Below are 26,344 nucleotides of genomic sequence, written 5' to 3'. Positions count from 1 at the left end.
AAAATAGATATAGAGATAAATTTTTTGGGAGTTCTTATGCGACTTATACTAGCAATTTCAATTTTCTTAATGGCTTTCGGCAGCCTTTTCGCAGCCGACGAAGATCAAAAAGAAATCACACAAGCAGATCCTTACAAACTCAACTCAGACGGAAGCATTGCCCTCATTCCTTATAATGACAGACAAAAAGAACGAATGGCCGCTTTGGGTAAAGAGATTGATAACTACAATGTTCAAATCAACGAGAAATTAAAGTTCCTTAGTTTTGAAAAAAGAGTAAAGGATTCAAGATACGGTCAAGTTGGCTATGCCCGCGAAATCAAACTTCCGTTTGAACCAAGTTATGTGCAACACAGTAGATTTGTTATGAAATTAAAGGGCGGTGGTGGTGCCGAAGGTGGTGGCTTCTCGCTTGATGAACTGAGTTTTTGGTCAAGAAAATCTTTGACAACTAAAAATAAAGAGCCTGTCACAACGTACCGCGATTTAAAAAATTCTGCGACTGCAGGTGGTACAAAAGGTATCGTATTAACTGTCAGAACGGTGACAATCTCTGATGATACAACTAATACGTATGAGTTGGAAAAAATACAACTACCTTGGGAAAGACTTAAACTTGCTACCGCGTATCGGGATAGACAGATCCAAGTATTAAGAGCCATAGATCGTTACATTATGGCAAAAGGTAAAATTGAAGCTCGGGAAGTTTCAGATTCAATTCTTGAAGTATCCTTTGGCGGGGATTTCCAAGAGCCTTAAGTCAAAACGGGTGGTATGAAAAATAACATTCCACCTTTTCCAGATTATTATGAGGCACTAGAACTCCCATTTGGTGCCACGACGGAAGCCATTCGTGCCAGCTTCCGTCGCATTGCTAAAATTTGCCATCCAGATGTACCAACTACTGGATCGGAAAGTAAATTTCTTCATCTCTATAACGCCTATCGTATCTTAAGTTCCACAAAGCGCAAGTCATACGACGAATCCTTCAAAAAGTATCGTGCTGTTGAATTCATTCGAGACGAAATCAACAAATCCTCCCCTCTCGTACTTCCTCCTTCTCGCATCAGTTTCAGTACAGGAATATTAGAGTTAGCAAAAAGAGGACTGATGCGAAAAGGATTTCGGACAAAAGATCGGCGGAAAATCACAGGCATCAATCATGATATCATCATTACCGTTAAAGAACGCGAGATGTTCCGGCGGATCATAGCTACGATCCCTTTAACAGTCAGAATCGTGTGTCAGGTCTGCATGGGAGGAGATTTACATTGCCCTGCCTGTGATGGTGCGGGGAGCTATAAAAGTTCGAGAAATCTCAGAGTAGAATTCCCGCCTACTACCTTACAAGACCGACGTATCTTTGAATTTGATCTTTCGAAATTTAGGCCAGATTCCTATACCCATTTTAAGAAAAAATCGCTTCGAGTGATGATTCATATCTCTAAAAAAATATCCCTTGCCGTCTAAGTTATACAACATAGATCAGTAGTTATGAATCCCTTTCCGAATATCATTAAATTTGAACCGATCTATAAGGAAAAGATTTGGGGCGGAAACAAATTTAAAAGTGATTACCAGCGAAAAACCCCATCGGGTTTGATTGGCGAATCATGGGAGATCAGCGATTACGGCTCAGAAATTTCGAAATTTACACGTAACGAAACCAATACGGAATTTAACTTTCGCGAGCTTTACCAAAATCATACGGAAAGTTTTTTAGGCAAAAGTTTTTTAAATCAGAGTTTTCCTTTACTCATAAAGATGATTGACGCACAGGATAAATTATCTGTCCAAGTACATCCTGATGATGCTTATGCTGAAAAATATGATCCCAGTTCAGCAGGAAAAAAAGAATGCTGGCTGGTCCTTTCTGCAGAACCAGATGCGGAACTCGTCATCGGTTTTTCCAGAGACACGAGTAGAGGAGAATACGAACGTCTTGTTCAAGAAAACAAAGCCGAAGAGATGCTCAAAAAATGGAAGGTTAAACCTGGTGATGTTTTTTTATTAAATCCTGGAACCATACACGCAATAGGTGCTGGGGTTGTTCTTTTGGAAGTACAACAATCTTCAGATTCTACTTATCGCGTATACGATTACGGTAGGTTAGGTGATGATGGCAGACCAAGAGATCTACATTTAGAAAAAGCGTTATCTGTGTTAAATTTTAAGGAATCAGACTCATCCGAAAAACAAAATGCGAGACTTCTATCGGATTCCCCTTTTCCAAGATATGTTCATACTAGTAATGATAAATTTCGATTGGAGTTATGGGATTTAAAGCAGGCACAAAACATTTCACTTGCACCTTTTTCGGATCCTGTGAGTTTCGGGATTATTCACATCGTTTCTGGATCCATTGACCATCCAGCAACGGGTAAACATTACGTAAAAGGAGATACGCTCTTTCTTACCGCTGCTGCCCACGCTTCGAATGAGATTATTTTTGCATCTCCTAAAACTAAACTAGCGTATATGGGCGCAGGAACGGATTGGGTCCGATGGATCTGACTTATTTAATAAGACGGCAAAGGGATACGATCAGTTTCTCCAGGAACTTTCGGGAAAGTTTCATCACCCCAAGCTAACTTTGCTTTTTCTATCTTTGCGAGGTCTGTTGAGACAAAATTCCACCAAAGGTGCCTCTTCTCTGGAAAAGACTCTCCTCCGAGTAACATTAACCTTGTTTTCGACGAAGTAGAAAAGGAAATTTCGCTACCTTTTTCAAAAACTGCCATTTCTCCTATGTGTAAAGTTTTTCCATCAACAAACATTGAACCACGAGAAACATATAGCCCTGCTTCTTGCTTCTCTGGCAATTTCCAGCTAACAAGTCCTGAGGAATTATCGGAACTGATGTCTGCATAAAACAAAGGAGAGTGGACAATCGCAGGCGAGGATAGATGTAAAAATTTACCACCTAGCAGACGTAAAGTAAGTTCAGAAGTTTCCCAAACTGGAATTTCGTTTTGGCTGAGATGCTGAAACGAAGGATCCATATCTTCTTTTTCGGCTGGAAGTGCGATCCAGGTCTGTATCCCTTCTAATTGGTCCGTTTTCGGATCCTTTTCTGACCTTTCGCTATGAGCAATGCCCTTGCCCGCGACCATCCAATTTGTTTCATAGGGACGAATGAGTTGGGACACTCCCAAACTGTCTCGGTGATGGATCAGCCCATCATACAAAAAAGTGATCGTTGCCAGACCAATATGAGGATGTGCCCGGACTACCATCTCAGAGCCAGATTGTAAGCGCGTGGGACCAAAATGATCAAAGAAAACAAAAGGTCCAATACTGCGCTTTTCCATTGCCGGTAAGATTCGTTTGATGATAAATTGATCGCCTAAATCTTTTTTTTGACCCTTTAGAATTACATTCATTTGTTTTTAGACTTCAATTTTTTTTGTAATGGTTTACTTTTAGATTTTTTGATAGGCTTTTTTATCTTTGATCTGGTGATAGAGCTATTTTCAAAGGTTTCCTCTACCTTACCTACAAATAATCCGATGGCTTCTTTCCCTCGAGTCCAATGTGCAGTATTACGTGCGTTAAAGTACATAATGAAAACATTTTCCTCTTCTGAGAATTTAACATCGCAAGCATATACATGGCTTGCCTTCCAACCTTTACCTGTTGGTCCCAAAATGGGACCAGGGTTAACTCGATCCCAAGTCAGACCATCTTCACTTTGTAAAAATAAAATAGCCGAACCAGATTCCTTTCGTATCGGATTCCAGAAAATTCCATTTTGAAAACCAAAAAAGCGATCTCGCCAGCGTATGACTTTGATTGATCCCGCTGCAAGGTTGACATAGGGATCCTCTTTTCTTGGAGAGAATAAAGGTTGGCTAAATAAACGAAAAGGACCTAGGGGTGACTGGCTTTCTGCCACACTGATGTGAAGTGGCTCACAAAAACCACAATCTTCAATATAGGCAAGGGAAGAGGAGTAATATAGCCGGTAGGTCGTATCATTCATTTTCACCAAACAGGGATTACTTACGGAACTTCCCCATTTTTCATTAATATGGAAATCTTTAGTCGGTGTTAGGAGAGTAAGCGGATCAGACCAAGTAACTAAATCTTTGCTTTTGATAACCACTATTTCCGATTTCCATTTTCGGAACGGAAACCACGACATAAGGACATGAAACGGTTTATACTTCTCATAATATAAATAATAATCCCCGTTTTCCTGAAAGATAAAAGGCCTCATTCCATTTTTAACAACGTACTTTGGTTTCCCCCACTCGATGCCGTTTTCTGATGTATAATGCAATATACCAAATATGTTGTGAACGAAAAGGTGCCATTTGTGATCAATGGTATTTTCTGGAAATAGAAAACTCGGATCTGCAAGAATGGGTGATGGAAAGTTCGGTTTTAGAATGGGCTCATCTTGGTATAATTTCCAAAATATATTTGTTTTGTGAGCCTTCTTAGATGTTTGTTTCAAAGATTAACCTCTAGGCCTTAGGTTCCATGTAAATGCCAATAGGATGATAGCACATAAGGTTGCGGCTACGATCGCCATGAGAGCAACATCCCAAGAATAATTGTCCACCAAATATCCCATCCCTTTTCCCTGGGCGGTGCGGCCGAGTGATCCGAAAAGTCCGATAAATCCAGCCGCAGTACCTACCGCTTTTTTCGAAGTAAAATCAAGTCCAGCTACACCAAGTAACATTACGGGTGGATAAATGAACAATCCGATTACACCGAACAAGACGAAGTCGATCCAGATGTTTCCAGGAGGATTGTAAATGATACCGAGAAACGCAAAGAGTATCGGTACGATACATAGAAGACTTACCATGCCTCGCCTTCCACCTGATTTATCGGAAATCCAACCCATTAGAAGAGTGGATCCGATGCCTCCAAATTCAAGTACTAAAGTAGAAAATCCCCCAGAAGTCAAATTGGCACCCTTCACTTCCTTTAGATATGTAGGCCCCCAATCAATCAAACTATAACGAATGATATATACAAAGAAATTGATGATGGCAAAAAGCCAGATATATTTATTTAAGAGCACATTTGCCACGATAAGCTGGCGCATACTCAGTTCATGTTCATGCACCGCCCCATGCTTTTTATTTGGATCTTCTTTCGGATAATCATTATTAAATTCTTCAATGGGTGGCAAACCAACGGATTGAGGAGTGTCCGCAAGCCGGAGATACAAATAGAACGAGCCAGCCAAAGCAATCGCACCTGGGACAAAAAAAGCATATTCCCAGCCCAAGTGTGCGGCAGATTGAGAAGCTATGACACCTACAAGACCTCCCCCAATGTTATGGGCAATATTCCAAAATGCGAATGTCTTTCCCCTTTCACTGACCGAATACCAATGTCCAAGAGATCTTCCGCAGGGAGGCCAGCCCATTCCTTGTACTAGTCCATTTAAGCCCCATAGAATGATGTGAACCCAATAAGTCGTCGCAAACCCAAAAGAAAAATTTAGGATCGCCGTCAAAGCCAATCCGACAGCCATAAACTTACGTGGATCAGACTTATCCGAAAGTGCTCCCATGATGAATTTGCCAATCCCATATGTAATGGCGGTTACAGCAAGCATATCACCTAAGTCTTGTCTTGTGTAATGGAGTGCTTCACCAATTTCTTTTGAAACTGGCGAAAAATTATTTCGGACTAAGTAAAAGGTTGTGTATCCTAGAAACGTTGATTCTAGAATCCGAAATCTAAATTTGGGATAGTCGAGTTTGATCTCCTCTGGTGTTTTGAGAGGGATCGGTGCCTTTGGTTGAAACCAATGGATCAGCTTTTGTAACATGGTCTAGGAACCTTGAACCAATCTTACAAAGAGTCAAGTCCAATCCAATTTCCAAACGATCAAAAAGAGGTGGCATTTTGTCTGACAATTCCAATTGACAATCTAGTGATCGAGTTCAAATATCTGAGAAGGTGGAGGCTTGGCTTTGAACTTTGAACAAATACGTCCATATTTAATTGTATTTATCATTACTACTTTCGTCGTAACCTTACGTTATCTATTGTTTGCTGGGAGCGCCTACATAGTATTCTGGAAAAAATGGAGGGATAAATTTTCCCATCGGATCATCCAAGGGAAACTAGCAGACATTGCTAAAATCAAAACAGAAATATTTTACTCCTTAACTACTATGATTATCTTTGGTATGGTTGGAACGGGGATTTTTGCCGCTAAAAAAGCAGGATGGACTCAGATCTATGACAAGCTATCCGATTACAGCATTGCCTACTTCTTATTTTCCATCGTAGCTATGATCCTCATCCACGATGCTTATTTTTACGTTACACATAGATTGATGCATCATAAAAAAATATTTAAACATGTGCATCTCGTGCATCATCTCTCCACAAACCCTTCCCCTTGGGCTGCCTTTTCTTTTCATCCCTTTGAAGCGGTAATAGAAGCAGGTATCGTACCTCTAATCATTTCATTTATGCCTGTGCATGGCATTGCCATTTTCATCTTTCTCCTATACATGACTTTCCTAAATGTTCTCGGACATTTGGCATTCGAGACCTTCCCTAAAGGTTTTGTTCGAAACGGACTTACAAACTGGCATAATACTACCACTCACCATAACATGCATCATAAATTCTTCAATTGCAATTATGGTTTATATTTTAATTGGTGGGACAAATTGTTTAAAACGAATCATAAAGATTATGGGATCCAATTTGAATTGATCACCTCACAACCATTATTTTTAAATAAAAATAATTTGGTTCCATAAGCTTAGATAATGAAATAGTTTCTTTTATCAATAAGGTTCGCCATTCTTATGAGAGAACTGCCAGACACCATTCACAAGTGCGGCTTGGATGTCATCATCGGGATAATAGGCAGTATCATCCGGGGATCTATCACCAATTTCAAGGTACAATACATCCGTGTCAGATCGATTTAAAAGATGGTGTCCATTTCTGGTTCCGGCTTTGAAACCTGCACACATTCCAGGTAAGAGTATATTCTCCCCAGCATCGGTAATGAGTGTTGCTTTTCCTTCCAAGATATAAATAAATTCATCCTGCTTTGAGTGCGCGTGCCGGAGCGCGGAACAAGAATTTGGAGAAAGGCGAGTCAGATTCACTCCAAAGTTTTTTAAGCCAAATATATCTCCTAACTGTCGCTTCACTCTGCCTTCCATTCTTGAGGCAAATGGTTCTGGATAGATTGATGGTTTATTACGTGGTGGACTTTCTAAAGCGACAATCGAAATTGGTTGATTTTCTTTACTCTCATTCATATATTTACTCTTAATTTTTATTTTAATTATAATCTAATGATTCCATTGAAACTAATTGAAGGTTAACAAGAATTATAAAATCCCCTCTTCTAATGATTCAAGATAAAAAAATTCGGGCGTTTTGACCCCCGCCTCTTTTCTGATTTGAATGACCTCAGCTGATTCAAAAAAATTCCTTGCTGCATCGAAACTGCTCCACTGTGAAAAATGGACGACTTTTGTTTCTTGCTTTTCAAATTTTAAGATTTGGTACGTTTTCTCCCCTGCTTTTTTTCTAAGATTCTCGGCTAGATCAAAGAATATTTTCCATCTCGCAAAATCCTCTACCTCATGAATGACAAGTACAAATTTCATCTAATACCTACTGTTTTCATCATCGTATACGAAAGTACGCAAGTATATGTTTAGCGAAACCAAACCTTTGGTCAAAACACCAGCTAAGTCATTAGTAGGCATTTTATGAAACACTTAAATAACCTTGCATCCGCTCATAAACATCCGTAGGCCAATGGGTTAGCCGTTTTTCTGCTAGACTTGCATAACCGTAGAGCAACTCCATCGAACAACGTTTCTCACCTGCACAACTCGAAACAATTTCAACCAGTGCCGTTGACTCAGTCAACCTCTTCACCACTAGCTTCATTTCTAAATTATCTTCAAGATAAGACGGGTTGTGAAACCTGGCTTCGATACGCATGGCTGGTATTCCAAACTGGCTAGTCACAACCATTTTCGCAAAACTATAATTAAGTGATATATCAAACCAATCTTCCACAACCTCCACAAATAAGTTGAAATATTGGGGCGTAAAAACAATCCCTCCTGGATCGCAATGTTGAAATCTGACTTTTTTGTGAACGATAAATGCGGTAGTCATTAAATGTATTGCCTCTTCATTTAAACTTTATTGGACCATTTTATTGCCGATTCTAATCGATCATTTCCCCAAAATAACTCATTACCGATTCGAAAGGTAGGAGCACCGAATATGCCACAATCAAAGGCTCTTTCTGTTTGAAGTTTCAGTTTCTCCTTAGTTTCCAGCAACTCTGCTTTTAAAAAGATTTCGTCGGGTTGAAGATTTAGTTCCCGAAGGATTTGTGCTATCACTAGAGAGGATGAAATATCTTGGTCATTTGCAAAGTTCTCTCGGAATACAGATCTGATGAATGGATCAATCCAGTTCTCATTTTCAAAGGAGCAAACGATACGGGATGCGAGAAGCCCATTTCTTGGAAACGCAGAAGGTTTGTTAAATGAAATTTCTTCCTCCGCACAAATTCTTTCGAGATCACGCCACATATATTTTCCTTTTGAAAGGTTTAATAGAAACGGAGAGGTATTCCAACCTTGCTTTTTGAAAATTGAACCTAAAAGAAATGGCTTGTAAACAAATTCAATTTCATGTCTCCGAGCGAGCATTGGTATTCGCATCACTGCCGGATAAGAATAGGTACTTCCAAAATCAAACCAGAACTCAATCTTTTCCTTCAATCTTTCAACCTCATTTTCAAAAAACTTATAATTTCATCTCTAGCTTTCAAAGTAGGCTGGCCGACCTCATCAATTAAATGAGCAGTTACAACGCTGTGGGGACTGGCGATCACTTTATCAAAAAAGGGCGGAGGTTTGGAATTTGCTGCATTATCAGGTAACACCCGATCGACAAAGAGATCTCCTAATTCTTTTTTATAAGCGCAAAATCGTTCCTCACGACAATGAACATCTCCGGAAAATCGATACGCGAGAATTTCTAAATTTTCTTGTCTCAATCTTTTTTTGACTTCAGTCAACTCTTCTGGACTCATATTGATGCCAGCAGGATCATCCAACGGCAGTGATGGCTGACATAAAACAGCTGCTAACATTGATGGTTCCAACATCATGGTTAAGGCAAAATTTCCCGTAAAACACATACCAATGGCACCAACACCCTTGCCACCTACTTCGACATGAGCTTGCTTGGCTAGTCCCCTTAACCAATCAACGATAGGACTAGATCCATTCGATGCCAAAGTTCGAAACTCGAAACTTACACAGGCTCTTTTGAAAATCACGATCCCTTCTCTGACCTGGGGAATGGCGCCGTCTTTACCAAAAAGAGAGGGTAGGAATACAGTGAAGCCTGCCTCGCGGACCCACCTAGCAAAGCGTATGAGATCTGGGCTTATACCTGGCATTTCAGGCATCACAATCACGGCCGGGCCGACTCCCGAAAAATAAACCACTTTCGTGATCCCACCGATAGTCACCTCGCGGGATTGGAAGTCAAAAAGTTCGATAGGCACGCTAAATTCCATTCGCATTCTCGATTACGATCGCAATCCCTTGACCACCACCAAATTTTCCAAATGGAGTCCTTGCTCCGTCTAAAATAACATCCATTTTTGTCCCCTTTCTTAGTGCATATACACTATCTTATTTTTAGAAAAATCTTGCAAATGAAATCATCAGCTTAAACTTTCTGAAGTAGAGCGACCTTCCTTACTTCCACCAACATCTTTAAGGTTTTTTCAAATTCAACGATACCTAAACTCTTTTTCATACTATCTTGCGCAATCTTCCAGAGTTGAATGCCTGTTGTTAATTTCGTCTCACCTTTATTCGTAAGCGAGAGTCCTTTTACATTTCCAATTTCTTTCTTTTCCATTTTGATGAGCTTTTCACGTTCCAATATTTTTAAGCTTCTTTGTAAGGTGGTTCGATCAATATCTGTCATCTTTGCAAGTTCTGTTATACTTATGTCTTTTGTATAAGCAATGCTCAATAACACAGTAAACTGTGTGATTCGTAAGCCTGAGTCTTTCAACATGAGATCGTAATAATTTGTAACTAAACGACCAGTTCGTCTTAAGCTTAGATTTAAGCAAGAAAGCCCAATTTTTTTTATGTCGTTCTTTTTATATTCCATAAACTTTCTTTAACTACTTAGTGTATATGCACTATATCTGTCAATCATCAATAATGCCATTCTGGTTAAAAATGATATTCATGCTATACGGCAGCTATCGAAATGCTATTCTTTTAATTCTGAAAAATTCTTAAATACGTCCAAGGAGTTTGGATTGGTTAATGTATTTTTGTTTTTAACCTCTAATCCTTGTATGGTTTGTTTTACGGCTACCTCCACTTTCTTACCATTCACTGTATATGGAATTTCAGGAACTTCTAGTAGGATTGCCGGAACATGACGGGGAGAAGTGTGGTCTTTAATTTTATTTTTAATTTGTAGTTTTAGATTTTCTGTCAAAGACTCCCCTTCTTTCATTTTCACAAAAAGAACCACTCTTACATCATCCTTCCAATCTTGTCCGATGATCACTGAATCTGCCACTTGAGGGATTGTTTCCAAAACCGAATAAATATCTGCTGTACCGATTCGGACGCCGCCTGGATTTAAAGTCGCGTCGGAGCGGCCGTAAATGACAATCCCTTCGTTCTCCGTGATTTCCGCGAAGTCTCCATGGCACCAGATATTGGGAAAACGATCGAAATAAGCGGAGCGGTATTTACTACGATCAGGATCATTCCAAAAGAAAAGTGGCATACTCGGAAACGGACGTTCGCAAACAAGTTCACCTTTCTCTTGTTTTATGGATCTCCCCTCTTCATTAAACACCTTTACATCCATACCCAATCCCAAACATTGCAACTCTCCCGGATAGATTGGCAAATTCGGATTTCCTAGCGCAAAACAGCCGTTCAAATCAGTTCCGCCGGAAATAGATGAAAGTTGCACATCTTTTTTAACGTTATCATATACGTAATGAAAGCCAGAAGGAAAAAGCGGACTCCCCGTCGAAAGCATGACTCTGAGTTTTTCCAAACCAAAATGAGCTGCAGGTTTTGCTTTTTCAGATTCTAAGACAGATAGGTATTTGGCACTCGTTCCGAAAATAGGAATCTCATCCTCCTCCATCCATTTCCAAAGTACTTTCCAATCTGGAAAAAAAGGATTTCCATCAAACTGACATATGGTAGCTCCAAGTGCGAGCGCACTTTGAGTCCAGTTCCACATCATCCAACCGCAAGTAGTATAATAAAATATTTTCTCGCGTTCTTTTAAATTACAATGTAGCGATAATTCTTTTGTATGATTTAAGAGAACACCTGCTCCTTGTACGATGCATTTAGGCAATCCGGTAGTTCCAGAAGAGAACATTATGTAAACTGGGTCGGAAAAAGCAATGGGAGAGTAAATAATATGAATTTTCGATTCTGGTAACTCAGAATAGCGTACCGGCAAATAAATCCCGTCTAACGGAAAGGTATCTCCTAAAAAGGAATCAATCACAGTCGCTTTAAAATCTGAGTTTACAATGGCCAGTCTTTTTGTTACTTCAGATAATTTGTCCAGTATCGAAATCTTTTTTCCTTTAAATAAATAACAGTCAACAGATATCAAAACTTTGGGTGAGATTTGCTCGAAGCGATCTAGAATCGCTTTGACACCAAAATCTGGTGAGGCGCTCGACCAGATTGCTCCTAGGGAAGTAGCGGCAAGCATTCCTATGGTAGCGATCGGAGCATTTGGCACTAGACCACAAACGCAATCTCCTTTTCCAATCCCGACTGACCTTAAATAGGCGGATAATTTTGCTACGTGCTCTTTTAATTCTGAATAGGTTAATTTAAATTTTAAGCCATCTTCCCTAAGAAACAGAATCGCGAGATCCTCAGAATTCCCCTTTTCTAGTAAGTTCTGAGCAAAATTTAATTCGGAACTAGGGAACCATTCTGTTTCCCAAAAAATATCCGATTCTTTGATAGCCAACGCTCCACGATTTATAAATTGAAAGGAGGAGTGGTCTGCCCATTCATTCCAAAATTCGTTCAAATGGGTGACTGACCATGTATGGAATTCAGAGTAGGACGAAAACTTTCGGCTATACTTAGATTCGATCCTCTTTTGAAAAATGGAAAGCGAAGTATTCTGTACTAAAGGTTTCCATAATGGAAGAGAGCTAGTCATAGAGACATTTTCAAAGTTCTATTTCTGTTAGGCAAGTACGATTGGATTTTAGTTTTTATGTTTACGTTCTCATATTTCCTATGATTACTGGAATCATGTTGGAAGCAATGAGTACTTTTAAGAAAAAAATTCTATTAATTGTAGGGGTAGGATTCTTTTTCCTTTGGCATTTGCATAATATCAAACCCGAAAGCACCTATGCGATTGATAGCTTAGTAAAACTTGTCCAGGCAATCTCGATTCAAAAAAATCACTTTGAGTCAGAAGAACTTGTCTACCTTGCAAAAACTTATGATCCTACAAATGAACTGCATCCACTTCCTACTTTCATCATCCATGCAAAAGGGAAAACTTTATCACCTTTTTCTGTCAATTTTGCCGGATTTAACGCTGGTTTGTTAACTTTTTTTCGATCTAGCCACCTTCCCTATGTTTGCCTCTTTTTTAGTATCTTTACTCTATTTTTCCTGGCTAAATCAAGTCGCATTTCCATTCCAACTTTAATTCTAGCCTGTTTCGGTACTCCACTAGTTTATCAAGGGTTAGAATATTCTGAGAATTCTATGCTTTTAGCCTTACAAGGTTTAGGCTTATATTTTTATTACCTAAGCGATAATCGAAAAAATAGATTTTTAGCTGCGTTTTTTCTTGCGTTAGGAATCTTTCTTCGTCTAGAAACAATTCTCTTTATCGCTTTTTTTTATCTCTTTCAGTTGATCCTTGTTTACCGCTTTCATATTTTCAAATTCTTACAAAATGAATGGTCTACTTTGTTTGGAACTTTCTTACCTGTTCTTTTATTTTGCCTACAAAATTTATTTTTATATGACCATATCCTAGGAGCACGCTTCCTTAGTAATCAAAGTACGTTACTAAACTTTCATGTCTTTGATCGTCTTATCCAAATGCGTAACTTGATCTTTTTAACTTACTTCAAAATTGGCTTTTTCGGCTTTACGCCCATATTTTTACTTGCAATGATCTATCTTTTTTATCAAAAGAAAAATATAGAAAACAAAAAAGATTTAGTTCTACTTTATACGTTGTTAGTATTTATTCCAATCACTGCATTCATTGCACCGAATGATGGTGTTACAAACTGGGGCGCTAGGTACATGAATCTCGCGATTCTTCCTTCTCTCTTACTATTTAACACTTTTTACGATTTTTGGAAAACAAAAGAAAGTAAACTAAAAAAGTATTCCCTGTTACTCCTGTTCTGTTATTCGTTCCTCATTCTTGGATTGGGTTTAAAATTTCAGCAGGTCGCTACAAAAGAAATAAGACTCTTTCAGGAAGATTTGACGAGTCAAACTGCGAATCTGCACGTATTAGGTGCGGAAACGATAGGTCTTTATTCAGGCACGCATTTTTATGATACTATTCTCATTTTACCAAAAACTGCAGAACAATTGGAACAATTCTTAAATAAAAATCATTCAAAAATCGCAAGCGATGACAAAATCCTTCTTAGTCGTATCAAACCAACGCCGGGAGTGAAGGAAGGCATAAAAGTCGGCTTATTTCCTGCAGAGTCGCATTACGAATCCTTGTTGTCTGTTCTTAGAAAAAAGTATCCTAAGGAAACGCAGATCTCTGGTAAAAAATTGAATTTTCACCAATTTTCCAAATAATTTATTTTGCTATATACAAAAGAATATTTCGTCTTACATTAGTAGTAGAGATTCAAAAATCGATGGAACATTTTACAAATTTCAATGCGAAAGATTTTTTGAAATCCCTCTTTATCATCACTTTTTGTCTCAATTTTGGATACCAAAAAATTGTGGATAACGAAGCGAATTGTGGTGTGTTAGGTGCACCGGAAAGCGGTTGTCCTTACGCATTTTTAGACCATGCTAATGGGTTAAATGTTGATCATGAACTTGGAGAGGATGGCGAACATACAGACCATGTATGTTTGTCCTGTCCTTGTAATTTGTTGCTCTCGGTTTCATGGGATTTAAATTTATATCATGTATATGTCCAATTAAATCGCGTTTATATTCTAATTCCTCCGCCTGAATTTAGAAATTTAGAAACCGAAAAAGGATACTTTCGCCCCCCTCGCCATATCACCACTTAATTCTTCACTACGTGTCTTACACGATTTTGTTAAGGAGAGCGATATTGTACTTACGTATTACATTTTTATTATTTTATTTATTATGCATGGGCATTTATCCAATATACGGACAAGAGATTTCAAAATCATATTGTCGGTCGCCATGGGATATCGAGAAAGTGACGACGTGTGTGATTGAGAATCATCCTAGCTTCAAAATGGAGTCTATGAAACTTTATGAGATACAAGGTAGAAAAAAGATTGCGAATTATTTTTTCCCCGCTAATCCCAATGTCTCGACTTATCTCTCAAATAGAAATGCGTCTGGTCCTCCAAATGTGTTATCGTCTTCACCAGCCCAAGCCAATAACTTTCAATTGATGGTGACTCAGGAGATTTTTGTTGGCGGAAAAAGAGAGAAGTCCATACAAATCGCAGATGAAGAATTTCGAACACAGGTATTGCGATTAGAGACTGTTAGACGCAACTTATATTTCCAGAGTATCGCAAATATCACTCGTTTTTTAAACTCAAAGCGAGAAGCTGAAGTGTCTTTCAATTTGTACAAACTGTCCCAAAACCTGACAATGCTTTCAAAGGCGAGGGTAAAAGAAGGCATTGCGCCGGGAATGGATGAGAGTTTGGCAGAAGCTGAGGAGCTCAGGATGGCGAAAATTTGGAAAAATGCGCATCGAAGGCTGGAACAAATAAAAGGTGAGGTTTATGTGCAATTGTCCTTACCGATGGATACCAATTGGGATTGGAATCCCAAAATTGAAATAATCATTCAGATTCCGTCAAACTTGGACCAGTTGCTTCTCCTTGCCCTAGAAAATCGTCCCGAAATAAATCTAACGGAAAGGGAAATAAAAATCGCACTTCTCCGATACGAGGAAGTTAGGTTGCAAAAAATTCCAAATCTAAGTTTTGGAGCGTTTGTTCAAAATGATGGATTCAATGAACGAGTTGTTGGTGGTCAGGTGAGTCTTCCTCTCACAATTTGGAGAGATTTCGAAGGAGAGAGCATCGTTGCTAAGTCAAAGGGAGACCAGGCAAACGAAAGTAAGGAACTGACAAGTCGAGCAGTAAAACAAGAAGTCATCAATGCTCTATCCAATTTCATAACTTTTAAGGATGAGTTAAGTTTTTATGATCCAGATAAAATGGATCGGTCAAACTCTGATTTAGAAAATTTATCTGAGGCACTTCGATTGGGTAAAATTCGTGTCATAGATGCGATCAACAACCAAAGAATCTTAGTCCAAACTAAACTCAATTACATTCAAACTAAGAATGATTTCGATCTCTCTCAAATCGAACTCATCCGTGCACTTGGAATGTCCATCGACAAATTAACTATTAGAGAACAAAAATGAAATCTAAACTATTTTTAACCATTTCCATCCTTACTTTTTGTTTTGCTATTTTCTGGATGTACCGAACTTTTTTTGATACATCTTTTAACAACTCGGACAAAAAAGACAATCACGACCCGAATTTACTCATACTCGAAGAAACGAAAGCAAAGAATTTACAGATTCAAACTGTCATTGCAGAAACAAGTAACTTCAGTCCTCGGGTTGAATTATTGGGAGAAACTGAAGCAGTTCCAGATGCTATCATTGACGTTCCTGCAAGAGTTTCTGGACGTTTGACGTCTGTTAACTTTATTGAAGGTGACCGTATTAAAAAAGGCCAACGCCTCGCGATTATAGACTCACCCGAGCTTACAAAACTCAGGTCAAATTATATGACAGCAAAAACTAAATACTCTGCTTCGGAACAAAATTACGAGAGAATCAAATCTTTAGTGAAAATGAATTTAGCCGCAAAACAGGAACTAGTAGATGCAGAATCAAATTTAAATGTCATTAGAGCAGAAAAGATATCAGCGGAGGAAAATTTACGTGTGAATGGACTCGGAATCACGGATTCTGTTTCTGGAATTTATCATGTCACCGCACCTCGCTCAGGTTTAGCAATCTCTAGAAATGCCATAATGGGATCTCAAATCTTAGGCAACCAGACACTAACGACAATTGCTGATCTAACTGATCTTTGGTTCCAAGGCAAAATATTTGAAGGAGATCTACATTATCTCAAGGAAGGCAATGCCGCTAAGGTGATTTTGAATGCATACCCGGATTTAATTTTTTCAGGTAAATTGAATCATATCGGTGAAAGAGTCGATCCAATCTCAAGAACCATTCATGCTCGCATCGTTTTCAAAAATGTAGATAAAAAGGGAAAGATTGGACTCTTTGGAAGAGCATACATTGAAATCGAGCCAAAAGAAGGAATTAAAATTCCTACTGTCGCCATACAGGTCATTAACGACAGAAAGTACGTATTTATAAAAACTGGTCTGAATCAATTTTATTGGAAGGAAGTTGTCACGGGATCAGAAATAGATTCAGAGACAGAAATCAAATCTGGATTAATTTCGGGAGACGAGATTGTTACCTCTGGTGCCTTCGAATTAAAAGCTATCTTATTCAAATCAACGTTTGGAGAAGAATAGATATGGAATTTCTCACATATATTGTCAAATGGTCTTTAAACAATCGACCTATTATCTTAATTTTCACCTTGTTTATGGTTCTTTTTGGAATCAATAGTGCGAGGAAAATAAAAATAGATGCCGTCCCTGATATAACAAACGTTCAAGTTCAAGTGATTACTTCTTCACCTTCACTCTCAACTTTGGAAATAGAGCAATATATCACCTATCCTGTTGAACGAGCCTTATCAGGAATACCACATTTAATTGAAGTCAGGTCTGTATCAAGATATGGTTTTTCGCTAGTCACCGCTGTCTTTGCTGATGGAACCAACCTATTGAATGCCAGGCAATTGGTAAGTGAAAAGTTACAAGAAGCATCTGGGAATATTCCGACTGTTTTTGGGACACCTCAAATCGCACCAATTACGACTGGTCTCGGCGAAGTATTTCAATTCACCTTAGAGAGTAAACTTCACAGTGACATCGAGAAAACAACCTTTCTCAACTGGTTTATCAATCCTATATTAAAAACCGTTCCAGGAATCGTAGAAGTGAATAGCTTCGGTGGAAAAACGAAACAATACCAGGTTATCATCAATCCTCAAGCGATGGTTTCCCTTGGTGTTTCTTTAAATCAGATTGCAGAAGCCATTGTGAAAAATAATGGAGCGACAGGTAGCGGTTATATCGAAAAAAATCAGGAGCAGCTAATCATAAGTAGTGATGGCCTTTTGAAAAATATCGCCGATTTCCAAAAAATTCAAATTGGTAGAACAGCAGATGGATTTCCTATCTATTTAAATTCTGTCGCCAAAGTACTAGAAGGTTATCGATTAAGAAAAGGAGCAGCAACCGCAAATGGGAATGGAGAAGTTGTAGGAGCCGTAACGCTCATGTTACTCGGTGGAAATTCACTTGAGGTTACAAAGGCTGTTAAAGAAAAAATACTTTCTATTGAGAAAACTTTACCTGCTGGTATGAAAATTGTTCCTTATTATGATCGCTCCATTATGGTGAAAAATACGATTCAGACGGTAATATGGAATCTATCAGAGGGAGCTCTCCTAGTAATCATCATACTTTTCATTATGATAGGCGATTTAAGATCAGGACTAGTCATTGCAAGCATGATCCCTTTAGCGATGTTATTTGCTTTATCGATGATGCATATCCGCGAATTGCCAGCAAATCTTATGTCGATGGGTGCGATCGATTTCGGATTGATAGTAGATGGAGCCGTAATATTGATCGAAAACTCTCATAGGCGTCTTCTAGACAGAAGAAAGGAATTGAAAAGAAACTTAACTGATTTGGAAAAAAGAGATACCATACTGACAGCTACCATTGAAGTAAGAAAGGCTACGATATATGGCGAACTCATCATAGGTATCGTTTACATTCCGATACTGGCACTCAGTGGGACAGAAGGTAAAATGTTTATACCTATGGCTCTTACTGTACTTTTTGCATTACTAGGAGCTTTTTTTCTTACCCTCACAATCATTCCCGTTTTGGCTTCCTATTTTTTAAGTCCCAATCATCATGAGGAAGAAGAAACTTACATTTTTAAAAGAATACACGCTTGGTATACTCCAAAATTAAATTATGCGATCACCAAAGGAAATGAATTTATATATATAACAGGCGCTACATTTGTTAGTTCAATTTTACTTTTTTATTTTATGGGTGGTGAATTTTTGCCAACCCTTGATGAAGGAAATATTCTCTTAGAAGTGACACGACTTCCCTCGGCCTCGTTGCAATATTCTATCGATACCACTTCAAAAATAGAAAAAATCCTCTTAAAAGTTATACCAGAAGTAACAGGTGTCGTATCTCGAAGTGGTTCACCGGAGCTTGCCAATGAACCGATGGGTCTCGATAAGTCTGATGTGTATCTTAACCTCCGCCCTCGCAAGGAATGGTCTCTATCAAAAGAAGAATTAGAAAATAAAATTGCTGAGACTGTACAGACACATGTGCCGGATATTTCCTTCGGGATCTCTCAGCCAATTGAAATGAGAAATAATGAAATCATGGCAGGCATCCGTTCAGATGTCGGAATTAAAATATTTGGCGAAGATTTAAAAACATTAAAGTACTTAGCGGAGAAAATTTCCGAAACGATAAAATCGGAGAAAGGCGTAGTAGATTTGCGAATTGAACAGCTCTCTGGTCTTGAATACCTCAGGATCAATCCGATCCGAGAGAAGCTTGCACGTTATGGACAATCAGTTACAAATATCAATCAACTTGTACAATCAATCTCATCGGGATATCCAGTCGGAATCCTTTACGAAGGCATGAGGAGATTTGACATTGTCATAAAAACGGATACAGGATCAAATCCAGATAATATACGAAACTTGCCGATTGAAGTTGGAAATAAAATATATAGCCCTTTACACGAGTTAACAGACATTAATATTGAGGATGGTCCCGTTCAAATCAATCATGAAAATCAAAGTCGTTTAGCGCTAGTTCAGTTTAATATTCGCGGTAGTGATATGGTAAACACCGTCAAGAGAGTCAGACAAAAAATCCAAGAAGCTCTGATCTTTCCACAAGGCTACCATTATGTGATTGGAGGTGAGTTTCAAAAATTTGAATCAGCGTCAGAAACACTGATGATCGTAGTTCCCGTCACTCTCATGGCGATACTCTTAATTTTGTTTTTAGCCTTCGGAGACTGGACCCCTGCTCTCATTATTTTTTTGAATGTGCCCCTTGCCATTACGGGCGGAATCTATGCACTCTTTTTGCGCCAAATGCCATTTAGCATATCGGCGGGAGTTGGGTTTATAGCACTGTTCGGTGTAGCTGTGTTAAATGGACTGGTACTCATTACCTTTATAAGAGAACTCGAAGAAAAAGGAATCGACACCCTAAAAGCTGTTAAAGAGGCAGCAGTCTTGAGACTACGTCCTGTTTTAACAACTGCCCTACTTGCCTCGATTGGCTTTATTCCCATGGCAATTAGTACGACACCGGGAGCCGAGGTACAAAGACCTCTGGCCACTGTTGTGATCGGCGGGTTAATCACTGCGAGTATATTAACCCTTTTTATTTTACCTATTGTTTATTTGAAATTCGCAGCAAGGAAGGCTTTCATACTTTCAAAAGAAGAATAGTCTGCTTGTTTGTTATAAGCTAGACCAGGCAATCCGTGTTTCTCTGAACCTGGTCTTGTAAAACCGTGAACGGCTCCAGGATGAGAAACAAACGTTAGTGGAGCTTTCGCATCTTCCAAAGTTTTAATGAAAGTAGCGACTGCTTCTTTTGGAATGAATGGATCATCTGCCCCATGATGGATGAGCATTTTAGTTTTCACCTTCTTCGCGCCAGATGCTAAATTTTTGCTTCCGAGCATGCCATGAAAGGATACGATTCCGCCTTTTAAATCTTGGCCATCAAGTGCAATTTCGATCACACCCATACCGCCAAAACAATAACCGATGGCTGCAATTTTTGTTGGGTCTACATTTGGATCAGCCTTCAAAATCTTTAGGGCCTCATTGATTTTCTTTAAAAGAACTTTTGAATCACCGTTGGCACCTGACAATTTTCCCGCTTCGTTGTGATCTGCAGCTACGATCCCTTTTCCATAAACGTCCATGGCGAAAGCAACATAACCCAAATCAGCAAGCTGTTTGGCTCTTTGTTTTGGATAATCGTTTAAACCCCACCATTCATGGATAACGAGTACTCCAGGTCTTTTCCCTGATACTGAGTTGTCAACTGCCAAATAACCCTCGTAAGTTTTTCCATCCAATTTATATTCGACAGACTTACCTTCGATTGTCTTTTTGACAGGCATCTCGACGCTTGGCGTGCTTGAACAATTCATCACGACAAGAGCGACGACTAGTAAAAAATATTTTTTCATAATTCTCCTTTCTTCGATGAAAGGATGCATCCGTTTCCTTTCCTTTGTCAATCTTTTGAATCCGTATTTTTGCTTTCAAGCTCCTGTTTTTTTATCTGGAACTATGAATAATTTAAATTCTTTTGAAACATTTCCCATGTCTAAAAGCTCCTGGAAGTTTTAAAGACAATAAAATTAGTATACCGTTCGGTCTACTTTTAATCAATTTCTGAATATTATTTTTTGATACATCTCAAATTTTTGTCGCACAAATCAATCCCGCAAATCATATTCAGCTAGAACCTAGAGGCGAGTATGATCCAAAGCAATTATTATCAAACGAATGAAGATTTAAAAGAACACTTCCAATCTCTTATTGATTGGAATGAAATTGTGAACATATACGAGAACAATTTTGAAGATGCGAAACTTTATACAGAAACTAAGAATCCGCGATTAGAAATGGCACCCTCAAGCGTTGAGGAGGCAATCGCATTCTATGAAGAAATTCTAAATTCCTGCGGTGAAATATCTGGCATGTATGTTTCTCAAGTTGCTCAAGAAGTTGATTGGGAGGGACTTTCGTATGAAAATGGCGTCGTAAAACATCCACAGGCAATGGTTGATGTGATCCATAAATACCAGGAAGCAGGTCTAGGTCCTTCTGGTTTCAAACGAAAGTATGGTGGCTTAGGAGTTCCAAATATCATTAAAGCCATGATCGCCGAACTAATGTATAGATCAGACAGTTCGATTACGATAGCGGTTGGTAGTATGGGTCTTGCGAGTATTTTGGAAAGATGTGCAACAGATGAAATGAAAAATGAATGGATTCCAAAAATCATCTCCAATCATTACAGCGTTACTATGGGCCTTTCGGAACCAGACTTTGGATCAGATTTACCAAATGTTGCCACGAAAGCGGTAAAAAAAGGCGAGGAATGGTTCATCACGGGAACAAAAAGATACCAAACTATGGCTTGCGGTCTAAATGGAGAACCAGGCCTCACACTAACACTCGCTCGTAATGGATCGCCAGAGAGTGGGGCACGAGGTCTCTCTTTTTACATCGTTGAAAACAAGGATTACTCCATCCAAGGTATTGAAAAAAAATTGGGCATCAAGGCATCGGCGACTTGTGAAGTGGTCTATGAAAATAGCAAGGCTCATCTTGTAGGAAAAGAAGGCTTTGGTCTTGTTAAGTATGTAATGGGGATGTTAAATGGTGCAAGATTAAGTGTTTCCTCCCAAGGAACGGGCATTGCCACAGCTGCCTACGAAGAAGCTAAAAAATATGCTATGGAACGTATACAATTTGGAAAACCCATCATTACAATTCCTGCTGTTAAAAGATTATTGGATCGTATGGAACGTGAAATTGCAGCGATGCGATGCCTTATGGTGGAAGCAGCTTATTCTGTGGACAAATACTATTGGTTTGAAGATCTAAAAAATTTAGATCCTGCTTCGAATGAAGCAAAAGAGGCTAAATTTTGGGAAAAAGTAGCAAACACATTAACACCTATATCCAAATATTTTAATTCTGAAACATGTAATGATTTAGTATATGACGCATTGCAGGTATTTGGTGGCGCTGGATATACAGAAGAATATGATCTTGCAAGGCTCTATCGTGATGCACGGATCACAAACATTTACGATGGAACCACCCAAATCCAAGTCAACGCAGCCATTGGCGGCATCACTTCGGGAATGTCCCAGACTGGCGTTTTTCGTGCTTATCTAGAACATCTATCTAAAGATTTTTCTTCTCCTTCCACTTTAAAAAAGCTAAGAGAAACCTTTGAGGAGATTGTAGAAACTTGGAAAAAATTTAACGAGACTCCCGTAAGAGAGAAGTATGCATTTGAAGTGGTTGAATCGGCAGCAAGACTCATCGAAGGTTATTTGATGGAAAGAGCTGCTCACCGTGCGAAAGGTGAGAAAAAATCAATTCGTCAGGCTTGGTGTAAAGAATATCATGTAGATTCACTGGCGATAGTCACGGGAAATCTGATTCGATTGCAGGAGATGGTTAAGTAATCTTACGTTTCATATTTTTTTACATAATTTTAATACGAATCGGTCGCTTGGCAATTTGAGAAGTCAGACAAGCGACTCGATTGTTACTCACACAAAACTATTGAGTTTCCTTTCCAAATTGATACCAATCTATTTTTCGCGTGAAATGCATAATCGCTGCCAATGCAGCAAATAGTGCACAGGAACCAAGGAGTAACGCCTGTTCCTCTGAGGCAAGAATGATATATAGAAATGTATAAAGTATCAAATAGTAGATACTTGTCATCATTCCTTTTTTCTGATTCTTTAATACACTGGCTGCATAATAACCAATTAGCCCCGTTACTGCAAGCGATGCGACTGTATAGGCAGGTAAAAAGCCAATATGCTCAGATAGAGAAAGATTCAAAATATAAAAAAGAATCATCGCACTTCCTATGAGAAGGTATTGAATGGGATGAAGGATGACACCTCCAAATATCTCCATTAGAAAGAAAATGGCAAAGCTAGTAACAAGAATCAAAAGGCCGTATTTTGTGGCTCTTTGAATCTTATGGTAATAATCCACTGCCAACACTAAGTCAACTCCTGAGCTAGATGAAAAAATCAATTGAGACATGCTTTCATCCATGTTCATTATATGTTGAGGATAACTTCGTGCAAAGTAAGAGGATTCCCAAACTGCAGAAAATCCTTCCTCGGTGATGCTACGTTCTTTTGGCAAAATATTTCCAGCAAACGATGGATCCTTCCAATCTGCTGTCATTGTAAATTTACTATTTTTTCCAATGGGACTAAAATAGAGACTTGAGGAACCCTTTAGGTCAAACACAAGATTAAAATTGGTCTCTCCTGAATCCGTATTCAAGGAAACGAGCGCATGCAATCCGTTCGGAAAATAGCTAGCTCTTGTTCCTGGCAGGAGATTTTTATTTTTTCCTCCCCAGTTAAATTTCATCTCTCCACCTAATCCTTGCATATCGGACAAAGAAAGAAATACCTTTGCATCCTCAAAATAAATATAGGTCGTTTCAGAAGGAAAATCTGAAGTATCGATAGCTCGAAATTTTCCAGAAATCTTAATTTGACCTGCATATAGAGGCGTTTCGTAGATACTTCTCTTTCGCAATTCGGTTTTAAGATTTGCATCGTAATAAATATCTTCTGGGAGGATATATGCATATTCGGTAACATAATCCCATTTATCCTTGCTATTCGCAGAACCTGATTTTGGTATACGCATGTTATATGGAATTTGTAAAATGGGACCAGCTATTATCTGACTTTTCCCCCATTTGTCTCCCATTTCATCCGCAGCCGCGTTTCTTGAAATGCTTCTTTCTTCTATGAGTGATGAAATCATTAAGAGTGGTATGAGAAATGCAAGTATCATACCTCCTAAAATCATCAGACGTATATTGATCGATGTTTGAAATTTACTCATTTTAAATTCTCCATGAAATCATTCTAGCCGAAGTGAGTGAGTAAATTATGTGTAGAGTGTGAGGATTGTGTGAGCGTGAGTAAAAAGTTACGATCTGAAAATGAGCGAGGCTTGCACTCCATTACCTTCCCGATTTTGGACTAGGAGCTCTGCATGGTGGAGTTCTGCAATTTGCTTAACAATGCTAAGTCCGAGCCCTGAGCTTTTCTGATGGGTATGCGGTCTGGGAAGGGAATAGAATCTCTCTTGAATTCTTGAAAGTGCATACTCGGGAATTGTCGAGCCCTCGTCTAAAACATCCACTTTAACAATACTATCATCGAGCTTTGAGATATTTATTTGAATGCGATCTCCAAAGTTTGCGAAATCCATGGAATTTCGAATTAGATTTTGAAAGGCAATGCCAAGATACTCTCGATCTGCAAGAATGACAGCCTTGGGACCGGCTAATTGGTATTTGATTCCTTTTGTTTGGAATTCTAAATCAAATGAGGAAATCACCTCTTTTAAAACTTCATTCAAATCAACCTCTTCCCTTTTGAGCAAATATTTTTTACCTTCAAGTGAAGATAGAGATAACATTTGTTCTATGATTCTTTGGATACGTTTCCCTTCTTTTGAAATATTTTCCAATAGTATTTTACTGTTCTCGGGATGTGTTTCCAATAATTCTGAAGAGGCGATTATGGAAGACAACGGACTCTTAATTTCGTGAGTCAATGTTTGCACGTAATTTTCTATATATTCCTTCCCCTCCAATGCAGATACAAGACTATCTATTTCTTTTCCTAAAAGTTCCAGTTCTTTTAATCCAATCTTCGGAAATGGAATTCGTGATTTGTTCCGCAATGCTGCGACATACACAGAAAGTTTGCCAATCGGTCTAAACATCAGATAAGCAAGGATACTAAACACGAAGGCGATGCTGAAGCCAACAACCAAGGTGATACGCCAAAATTTTTCCTTAGCAAGTTCAATGAAAGGAACGACGCTAATTTTTGGTTTAACAACCGTGATCACACCGATGACTTGCTGATTCCAAGAAATCGGAGCTGCAACAAAAAGAGCACCTTCCCCGGAAGCATCTTGCAATTTGCTAGATCTGGCCCCGTACTTTCCTTTTAAAGTTAATAAAACATCATTGAACTTAGAATAGTCGAGCCCTTCCCTATAACCCTCCGAATCGAAAATCACTAGTCCGTTATGATCTGTGACATATGCTTGTATGTCGGTTTCCGTCTTCGTCAGGCTATAAATTTTCGCTTCAAAATTGCGAGCCTTTGCATTTTTGAAAATCGGAGATAGGATGGAAGAAGCAATTTTTTTTAGGATACTCGTGGTAGGTTTTTCATCCGGCAAATTTTCTTCTATACTCGCAGAGAGAATGTGAGCTGTATCATTTAAGGACTCTTCAACGGTTTCCATATAACGTGGCCGAATAGAGTCCTCCGTTTTATCTATAAGATAGTAAAAACCAAGTCCTAGGATAAAAAAAAACTAAGAATGATGCGGATCCAAAGATTCATATACTTTCCTTTATGCCATAACCTTGCCCTCTTCTCGTTTCGATGAGATCTGCTTTCGGGTCAATTTCTTTCATACGATTTCTAATATTCTTGATCACGGTATCTACGGCACGATCAAAACTATCTTCTGGTTCTGTCCAAACACTGTCCATAATTTCTTCCCGAGTAAAAATTCGCCCTGGATATTTTAAAAATAGAGAAAGAGTTCGGAATTCATACGGAGAAAGAGCCATAAGCTTCTCCTTAAAGTAGATTAACTTTTTTTCCTGATGGATAAATAAAATCGGTTTCTTGGATAAAGGTATCGCATTCGTTCTTCGGGTGATGGCTCGGATTCTCGCCACCAGTTCTCTCGGACTAAATGGTTTGACTACATAATCATCAGCACCTAACTCCAGCCCCAAGACTTTATCAATTTCAGAATCTCTTGCTGTCAGCATAAGTACAGGGACGGAAAAATTCTTACGAATTTCTTTTAGAACGTCAAATCCACTCTTATCAGGTAAACCAATGTCAAGTAAAACTAAGTGTATTTCATCCGACATATGTTTAAGTCCATCTTCGCCCGTCATCGCACTTACAGTAGCAAAACCTTCGCCTCTCAATGAAATTTCGAGAGCAGAAAGTATTCCAGGCTCATCCTCAATGATTAGAATTTTTAAGATAGAAGACATGATCACCTTACAAG

The 26,344-nt window shown here is 38.7% G+C and carries 24 protein-coding genes; 10 read left to right on the top strand and 14 right to left on the bottom strand.

The genetic code is table 11. The features are described from left to right. Window positions 1–36: 36 nt before the first annotated feature. The 3 genes from EHQ58_RS18010 to EHQ58_RS18000 are packed head-to-tail and all read left to right on the top strand — an operon-like array spanning window position 37 to window position 2,514. Window positions 37–759, top strand: a complete 723-nt coding sequence (locus EHQ58_RS18010) for an LIC_12936 family protein (RefSeq protein WP_135625432.1) — start codon at window positions 37–39, stop codon at window positions 757–759. A 15-nt stretch (window positions 760–774) separates the two neighbouring features. Further along, window positions 775–1,470, top strand: a complete 696-nt coding sequence (locus tag EHQ58_RS18005) for a J domain-containing protein (protein WP_135625431.1) — start codon at window positions 775–777, stop codon at window positions 1,468–1,470. A 24-nt stretch (window positions 1,471–1,494) separates the two neighbouring features. Then, a complete protein-coding gene (locus tag EHQ58_RS18000; protein ID WP_135625430.1) occupies window positions 1,495–2,514 on the top strand; it encodes a type I phosphomannose isomerase catalytic subunit in 1,020 nt (339 codons plus the stop codon). 5 nt (window positions 2,515–2,519) lie between these two features. Here the strand turns inward: EHQ58_RS18000 and EHQ58_RS17995 are convergent, their stop codons facing one another. The 3 genes from EHQ58_RS17995 to EHQ58_RS17985 are packed head-to-tail and all read right to left on the bottom strand — an operon-like array spanning window position 2,520 to window position 5,797. Further along, entirely contained in the window at window positions 2,520–3,383 is an 864-nt protein-coding gene (locus EHQ58_RS17995; RefSeq protein ID WP_135625429.1) for a pirin family protein, read from the bottom strand. Then, on the bottom strand, window positions 3,380–4,459 hold the full coding sequence (locus tag EHQ58_RS17990; protein ID WP_135625428.1) for a glycoside hydrolase family protein: 1,080 nt from the start codon (window positions 4,457–4,459) through the stop codon (window positions 3,380–3,382). The genes EHQ58_RS17995 and EHQ58_RS17990 overlap by 4 nt, the downstream gene beginning before the upstream one ends. 3 nt (window positions 4,460–4,462) lie before the next feature. Then, entirely contained in the window at window positions 4,463–5,797 is a 1,335-nt protein-coding gene (locus EHQ58_RS17985) for an MFS transporter (RefSeq protein ID WP_135625427.1), read from the bottom strand. Window positions 5,798–5,942: 145 nt separating this feature from the next. On the opposite strand from EHQ58_RS17985, the gene EHQ58_RS17980 reads away from it, so the two are divergent. Beyond that, entirely contained in the window at window positions 5,943–6,746 is an 804-nt protein-coding gene (locus tag EHQ58_RS17980) for a sterol desaturase family protein (RefSeq protein ID WP_135625426.1), read from the top strand. 27 nt (window positions 6,747–6,773) lie between these two features. On the opposite strand, the gene EHQ58_RS17975 is transcribed toward EHQ58_RS17980, so the two are convergent. The 7 genes from EHQ58_RS17975 to EHQ58_RS17945 form a co-directional block, all read right to left on the bottom strand. Further along, on the bottom strand, window positions 6,774–7,259 hold the full coding sequence (locus tag EHQ58_RS17975; protein ID WP_135625425.1) for a cupin domain-containing protein: 486 nt from the start codon (window positions 7,257–7,259) through the stop codon (window positions 6,774–6,776). Window positions 7,260–7,331: 72 nt separating this feature from the next. Continuing rightward, window positions 7,332–7,613 carry an antibiotic biosynthesis monooxygenase gene (locus tag EHQ58_RS17970; RefSeq protein ID WP_135625424.1) on the bottom strand — a complete coding sequence of 94 codons (282 nt, stop codon included), beginning with the start codon at window positions 7,611–7,613 and terminating at the stop codon, window positions 7,332–7,334. A 103-nt stretch (window positions 7,614–7,716) separates the two neighbouring features. After that, window positions 7,717–8,136 (bottom strand): acyl-CoA thioesterase, encoded by a 420-nt coding sequence (locus EHQ58_RS17965; protein WP_135625423.1) that lies wholly within the window; start codon window positions 8,134–8,136, stop codon window positions 7,717–7,719. A gap of 20 nt (window positions 8,137–8,156) precedes the next feature. Continuing rightward, a complete protein-coding gene (locus EHQ58_RS17960) occupies window positions 8,157–8,753 on the bottom strand; it encodes a 2-hydroxychromene-2-carboxylate isomerase (RefSeq protein ID WP_135625422.1) in 597 nt (198 codons plus the stop codon). Beyond that, entirely contained in the window at window positions 8,750–9,559 is an 810-nt protein-coding gene (locus EHQ58_RS17955) for a dienelactone hydrolase family protein (protein ID WP_210412844.1), read from the bottom strand. The genes EHQ58_RS17960 and EHQ58_RS17955 overlap by 4 nt, the downstream gene beginning before the upstream one ends. 155 nt (window positions 9,560–9,714) lie before the next feature. After that, a complete protein-coding gene (locus EHQ58_RS17950; RefSeq protein ID WP_135625420.1) occupies window positions 9,715–10,170 on the bottom strand; it encodes a MarR family winged helix-turn-helix transcriptional regulator in 456 nt (151 codons plus the stop codon). 105 nt (window positions 10,171–10,275) lie between these two features. After that, complete coding sequence (locus tag EHQ58_RS17945) at window positions 10,276–12,231, bottom strand: acetoacetate--CoA ligase (protein ID WP_135625419.1); 1,956 nt, start codon at window positions 12,229–12,231, stop codon at window positions 10,276–10,278. 41 nt (window positions 12,232–12,272) lie between these two features. Between EHQ58_RS17945 and EHQ58_RS17940 the strand changes: the two genes are divergently transcribed. The 5 genes from EHQ58_RS17940 to EHQ58_RS17920 all read left to right on the top strand — a co-directional run bounded on the left by EHQ58_RS17940 (window position 12,273) and on the right by EHQ58_RS17920 (window position 19,930). Beyond that, complete coding sequence (locus EHQ58_RS17940; RefSeq protein WP_167883685.1) at window positions 12,273–13,865, top strand: LA_3751/LA_3752 family putative glycosyltransferase; 1,593 nt, start codon at window positions 12,273–12,275, stop codon at window positions 13,863–13,865. Between the two features lie 62 nt (window positions 13,866–13,927). After that, on the top strand, window positions 13,928–14,317 hold the full coding sequence (locus tag EHQ58_RS17935) for a hypothetical protein (protein ID WP_135625417.1): 390 nt from the start codon (window positions 13,928–13,930) through the stop codon (window positions 14,315–14,317). Between the two features lie 44 nt (window positions 14,318–14,361). Next, the gene (locus tag EHQ58_RS17930; protein WP_135625416.1) at window positions 14,362–15,672 is read left to right on the top strand and encodes a TolC family protein; all 1,311 of its coding nucleotides are present in this window, start codon (window positions 14,362–14,364) and stop codon (window positions 15,670–15,672) included. Next, window positions 15,669–16,817, top strand: coding sequence for an efflux RND transporter periplasmic adaptor subunit (locus tag EHQ58_RS17925; RefSeq protein WP_135625415.1), 1,149 nt, complete (start codon window positions 15,669–15,671; stop codon window positions 16,815–16,817). Before EHQ58_RS17930 ends, EHQ58_RS17925 begins: the two co-directional genes overlap by 4 nt. Window positions 16,818–16,819: 2 nt before the next feature. After that, window positions 16,820–19,930 carry an efflux RND transporter permease subunit gene (locus tag EHQ58_RS17920; protein ID WP_135625414.1) on the top strand — a complete coding sequence of 1,037 codons (3,111 nt, stop codon included), beginning with the start codon at window positions 16,820–16,822 and terminating at the stop codon, window positions 19,928–19,930. Here EHQ58_RS17920 and EHQ58_RS17915 read toward each other — a convergent pair. Next, entirely contained in the window at window positions 19,879–20,685 is an 807-nt protein-coding gene (locus EHQ58_RS17915; RefSeq protein WP_135625413.1) for a dienelactone hydrolase family protein, read from the bottom strand. The two genes, EHQ58_RS17920 and EHQ58_RS17915, sit on opposite strands and share 52 nt — an antisense overlap. A 294-nt stretch (window positions 20,686–20,979) precedes the next feature. Between EHQ58_RS17915 and EHQ58_RS17910 the strand changes: the two genes are divergently transcribed. Continuing rightward, the gene (locus EHQ58_RS17910; RefSeq protein ID WP_135625412.1) at window positions 20,980–22,707 is read left to right on the top strand and encodes an acyl-CoA dehydrogenase family protein; all 1,728 of its coding nucleotides are present in this window, start codon (window positions 20,980–20,982) and stop codon (window positions 22,705–22,707) included. 97 nt (window positions 22,708–22,804) lie between these two features. Here EHQ58_RS17910 and creD read toward each other — a convergent pair whose 3' ends face one another. From creD to EHQ58_RS17895, 3 genes are all read right to left on the bottom strand, one after another. Then, window positions 22,805–24,130, bottom strand: coding sequence for a cell envelope integrity protein CreD (gene creD, locus EHQ58_RS17905; RefSeq protein WP_135625411.1), 1,326 nt, complete (start codon window positions 24,128–24,130; stop codon window positions 22,805–22,807). An 87-nt stretch (window positions 24,131–24,217) separates the two neighbouring features. After that, a complete protein-coding gene (gene creC / locus EHQ58_RS17900; protein ID WP_135625410.1) occupies window positions 24,218–25,618 on the bottom strand; it encodes a two-component system sensor histidine kinase CreC in 1,401 nt (466 codons plus the stop codon). Between the two features lie 34 nt (window positions 25,619–25,652). Beyond that, the gene (locus EHQ58_RS17895; RefSeq protein ID WP_135625491.1) at window positions 25,653–26,321 is read right to left on the bottom strand and encodes a response regulator; all 669 of its coding nucleotides are present in this window, start codon (window positions 26,319–26,321) and stop codon (window positions 25,653–25,655) included. Between the last annotated feature and the right edge of the window lie 23 nt (window positions 26,322–26,344).

The sequence above is a fragment of the Leptospira ognonensis genome, assembly GCF_004770745.1.
Classification (GTDB): domain Bacteria; phylum Spirochaetota; class Leptospiria; order Leptospirales; family Leptospiraceae; genus Leptospira_A; species Leptospira_A ognonensis.
The sequence above is the reverse complement of the archived record's forward strand: the minus strand, read 5'-3'. Positions and strand labels throughout refer to the sequence as shown.

What these genes read in the sequence shown, in the direction of transcription:
- EHQ58_RS17925 (WP_135625415.1), top strand. Translation starts at nt 15,669, where the DNA reads ATGAAATCTAAACTATTTTTAACCATTTCCATCCTTACTTTTTGTTTT.
- EHQ58_RS17965 (WP_135625423.1), bottom strand. Translation starts at nt 8,136, where the DNA reads ATGACTACCGCATTTATCGTTCACAAAAAAGTCAGATTTCAACATTGC.
- EHQ58_RS17975 (WP_135625425.1), bottom strand. Translation starts at nt 7,259, where the DNA reads ATGAATGAGAGTAAAGAAAATCAACCAATTTCGATTGTCGCTTTAGAA.
- EHQ58_RS17915 (WP_135625413.1), bottom strand. Translation starts at nt 20,685, where the DNA reads ATGAAAAAATATTTTTTACTAGTCGTCGCTCTTGTCGTGATGAATTGT.
- EHQ58_RS17970 (WP_135625424.1), bottom strand. Translation starts at nt 7,613, where the DNA reads ATGAAATTTGTACTTGTCATTCATGAGGTAGAGGATTTTGCGAGATGG.
- creD (WP_135625411.1), bottom strand. Translation starts at nt 24,130, where the DNA reads ATGAGTAAATTTCAAACATCGATCAATATACGTCTGATGATTTTAGGA.
- EHQ58_RS17920 (WP_135625414.1), top strand. Translation starts at nt 16,820, where the DNA reads ATGGAATTTCTCACATATATTGTCAAATGGTCTTTAAACAATCGACCT.
- EHQ58_RS17955 (WP_210412844.1), bottom strand. Translation starts at nt 9,559, where the DNA reads ATGGAATTTAGCGTGCCTATCGAACTTTTTGACTTCCAATCCCGCGAG.
- EHQ58_RS17995 (WP_135625429.1), bottom strand. Translation starts at nt 3,383, where the DNA reads ATGAATGTAATTCTAAAGGGTCAAAAAAAAGATTTAGGCGATCAATTT.
- EHQ58_RS18000 (WP_135625430.1), top strand. Translation starts at nt 1,495, where the DNA reads ATGAATCCCTTTCCGAATATCATTAAATTTGAACCGATCTATAAGGAA.
- EHQ58_RS17950 (WP_135625420.1), bottom strand. Translation starts at nt 10,170, where the DNA reads ATGGAATATAAAAAGAACGACATAAAAAAAATTGGGCTTTCTTGCTTA.
- EHQ58_RS17935 (WP_135625417.1), top strand. Translation starts at nt 13,928, where the DNA reads ATGGAACATTTTACAAATTTCAATGCGAAAGATTTTTTGAAATCCCTC.
- EHQ58_RS18005 (WP_135625431.1), top strand. Translation starts at nt 775, where the DNA reads ATGAAAAATAACATTCCACCTTTTCCAGATTATTATGAGGCACTAGAA.
- EHQ58_RS17910 (WP_135625412.1), top strand. Translation starts at nt 20,980, where the DNA reads ATGATCCAAAGCAATTATTATCAAACGAATGAAGATTTAAAAGAACAC.
- EHQ58_RS17985 (WP_135625427.1), bottom strand. Translation starts at nt 5,797, where the DNA reads ATGTTACAAAAGCTGATCCATTGGTTTCAACCAAAGGCACCGATCCCT.
- EHQ58_RS17945 (WP_135625419.1), bottom strand. Translation starts at nt 12,231, where the DNA reads ATGACTAGCTCTCTTCCATTATGGAAACCTTTAGTACAGAATACTTCG.
- EHQ58_RS18010 (WP_135625432.1), top strand. Translation starts at nt 37, where the DNA reads ATGCGACTTATACTAGCAATTTCAATTTTCTTAATGGCTTTCGGCAGC.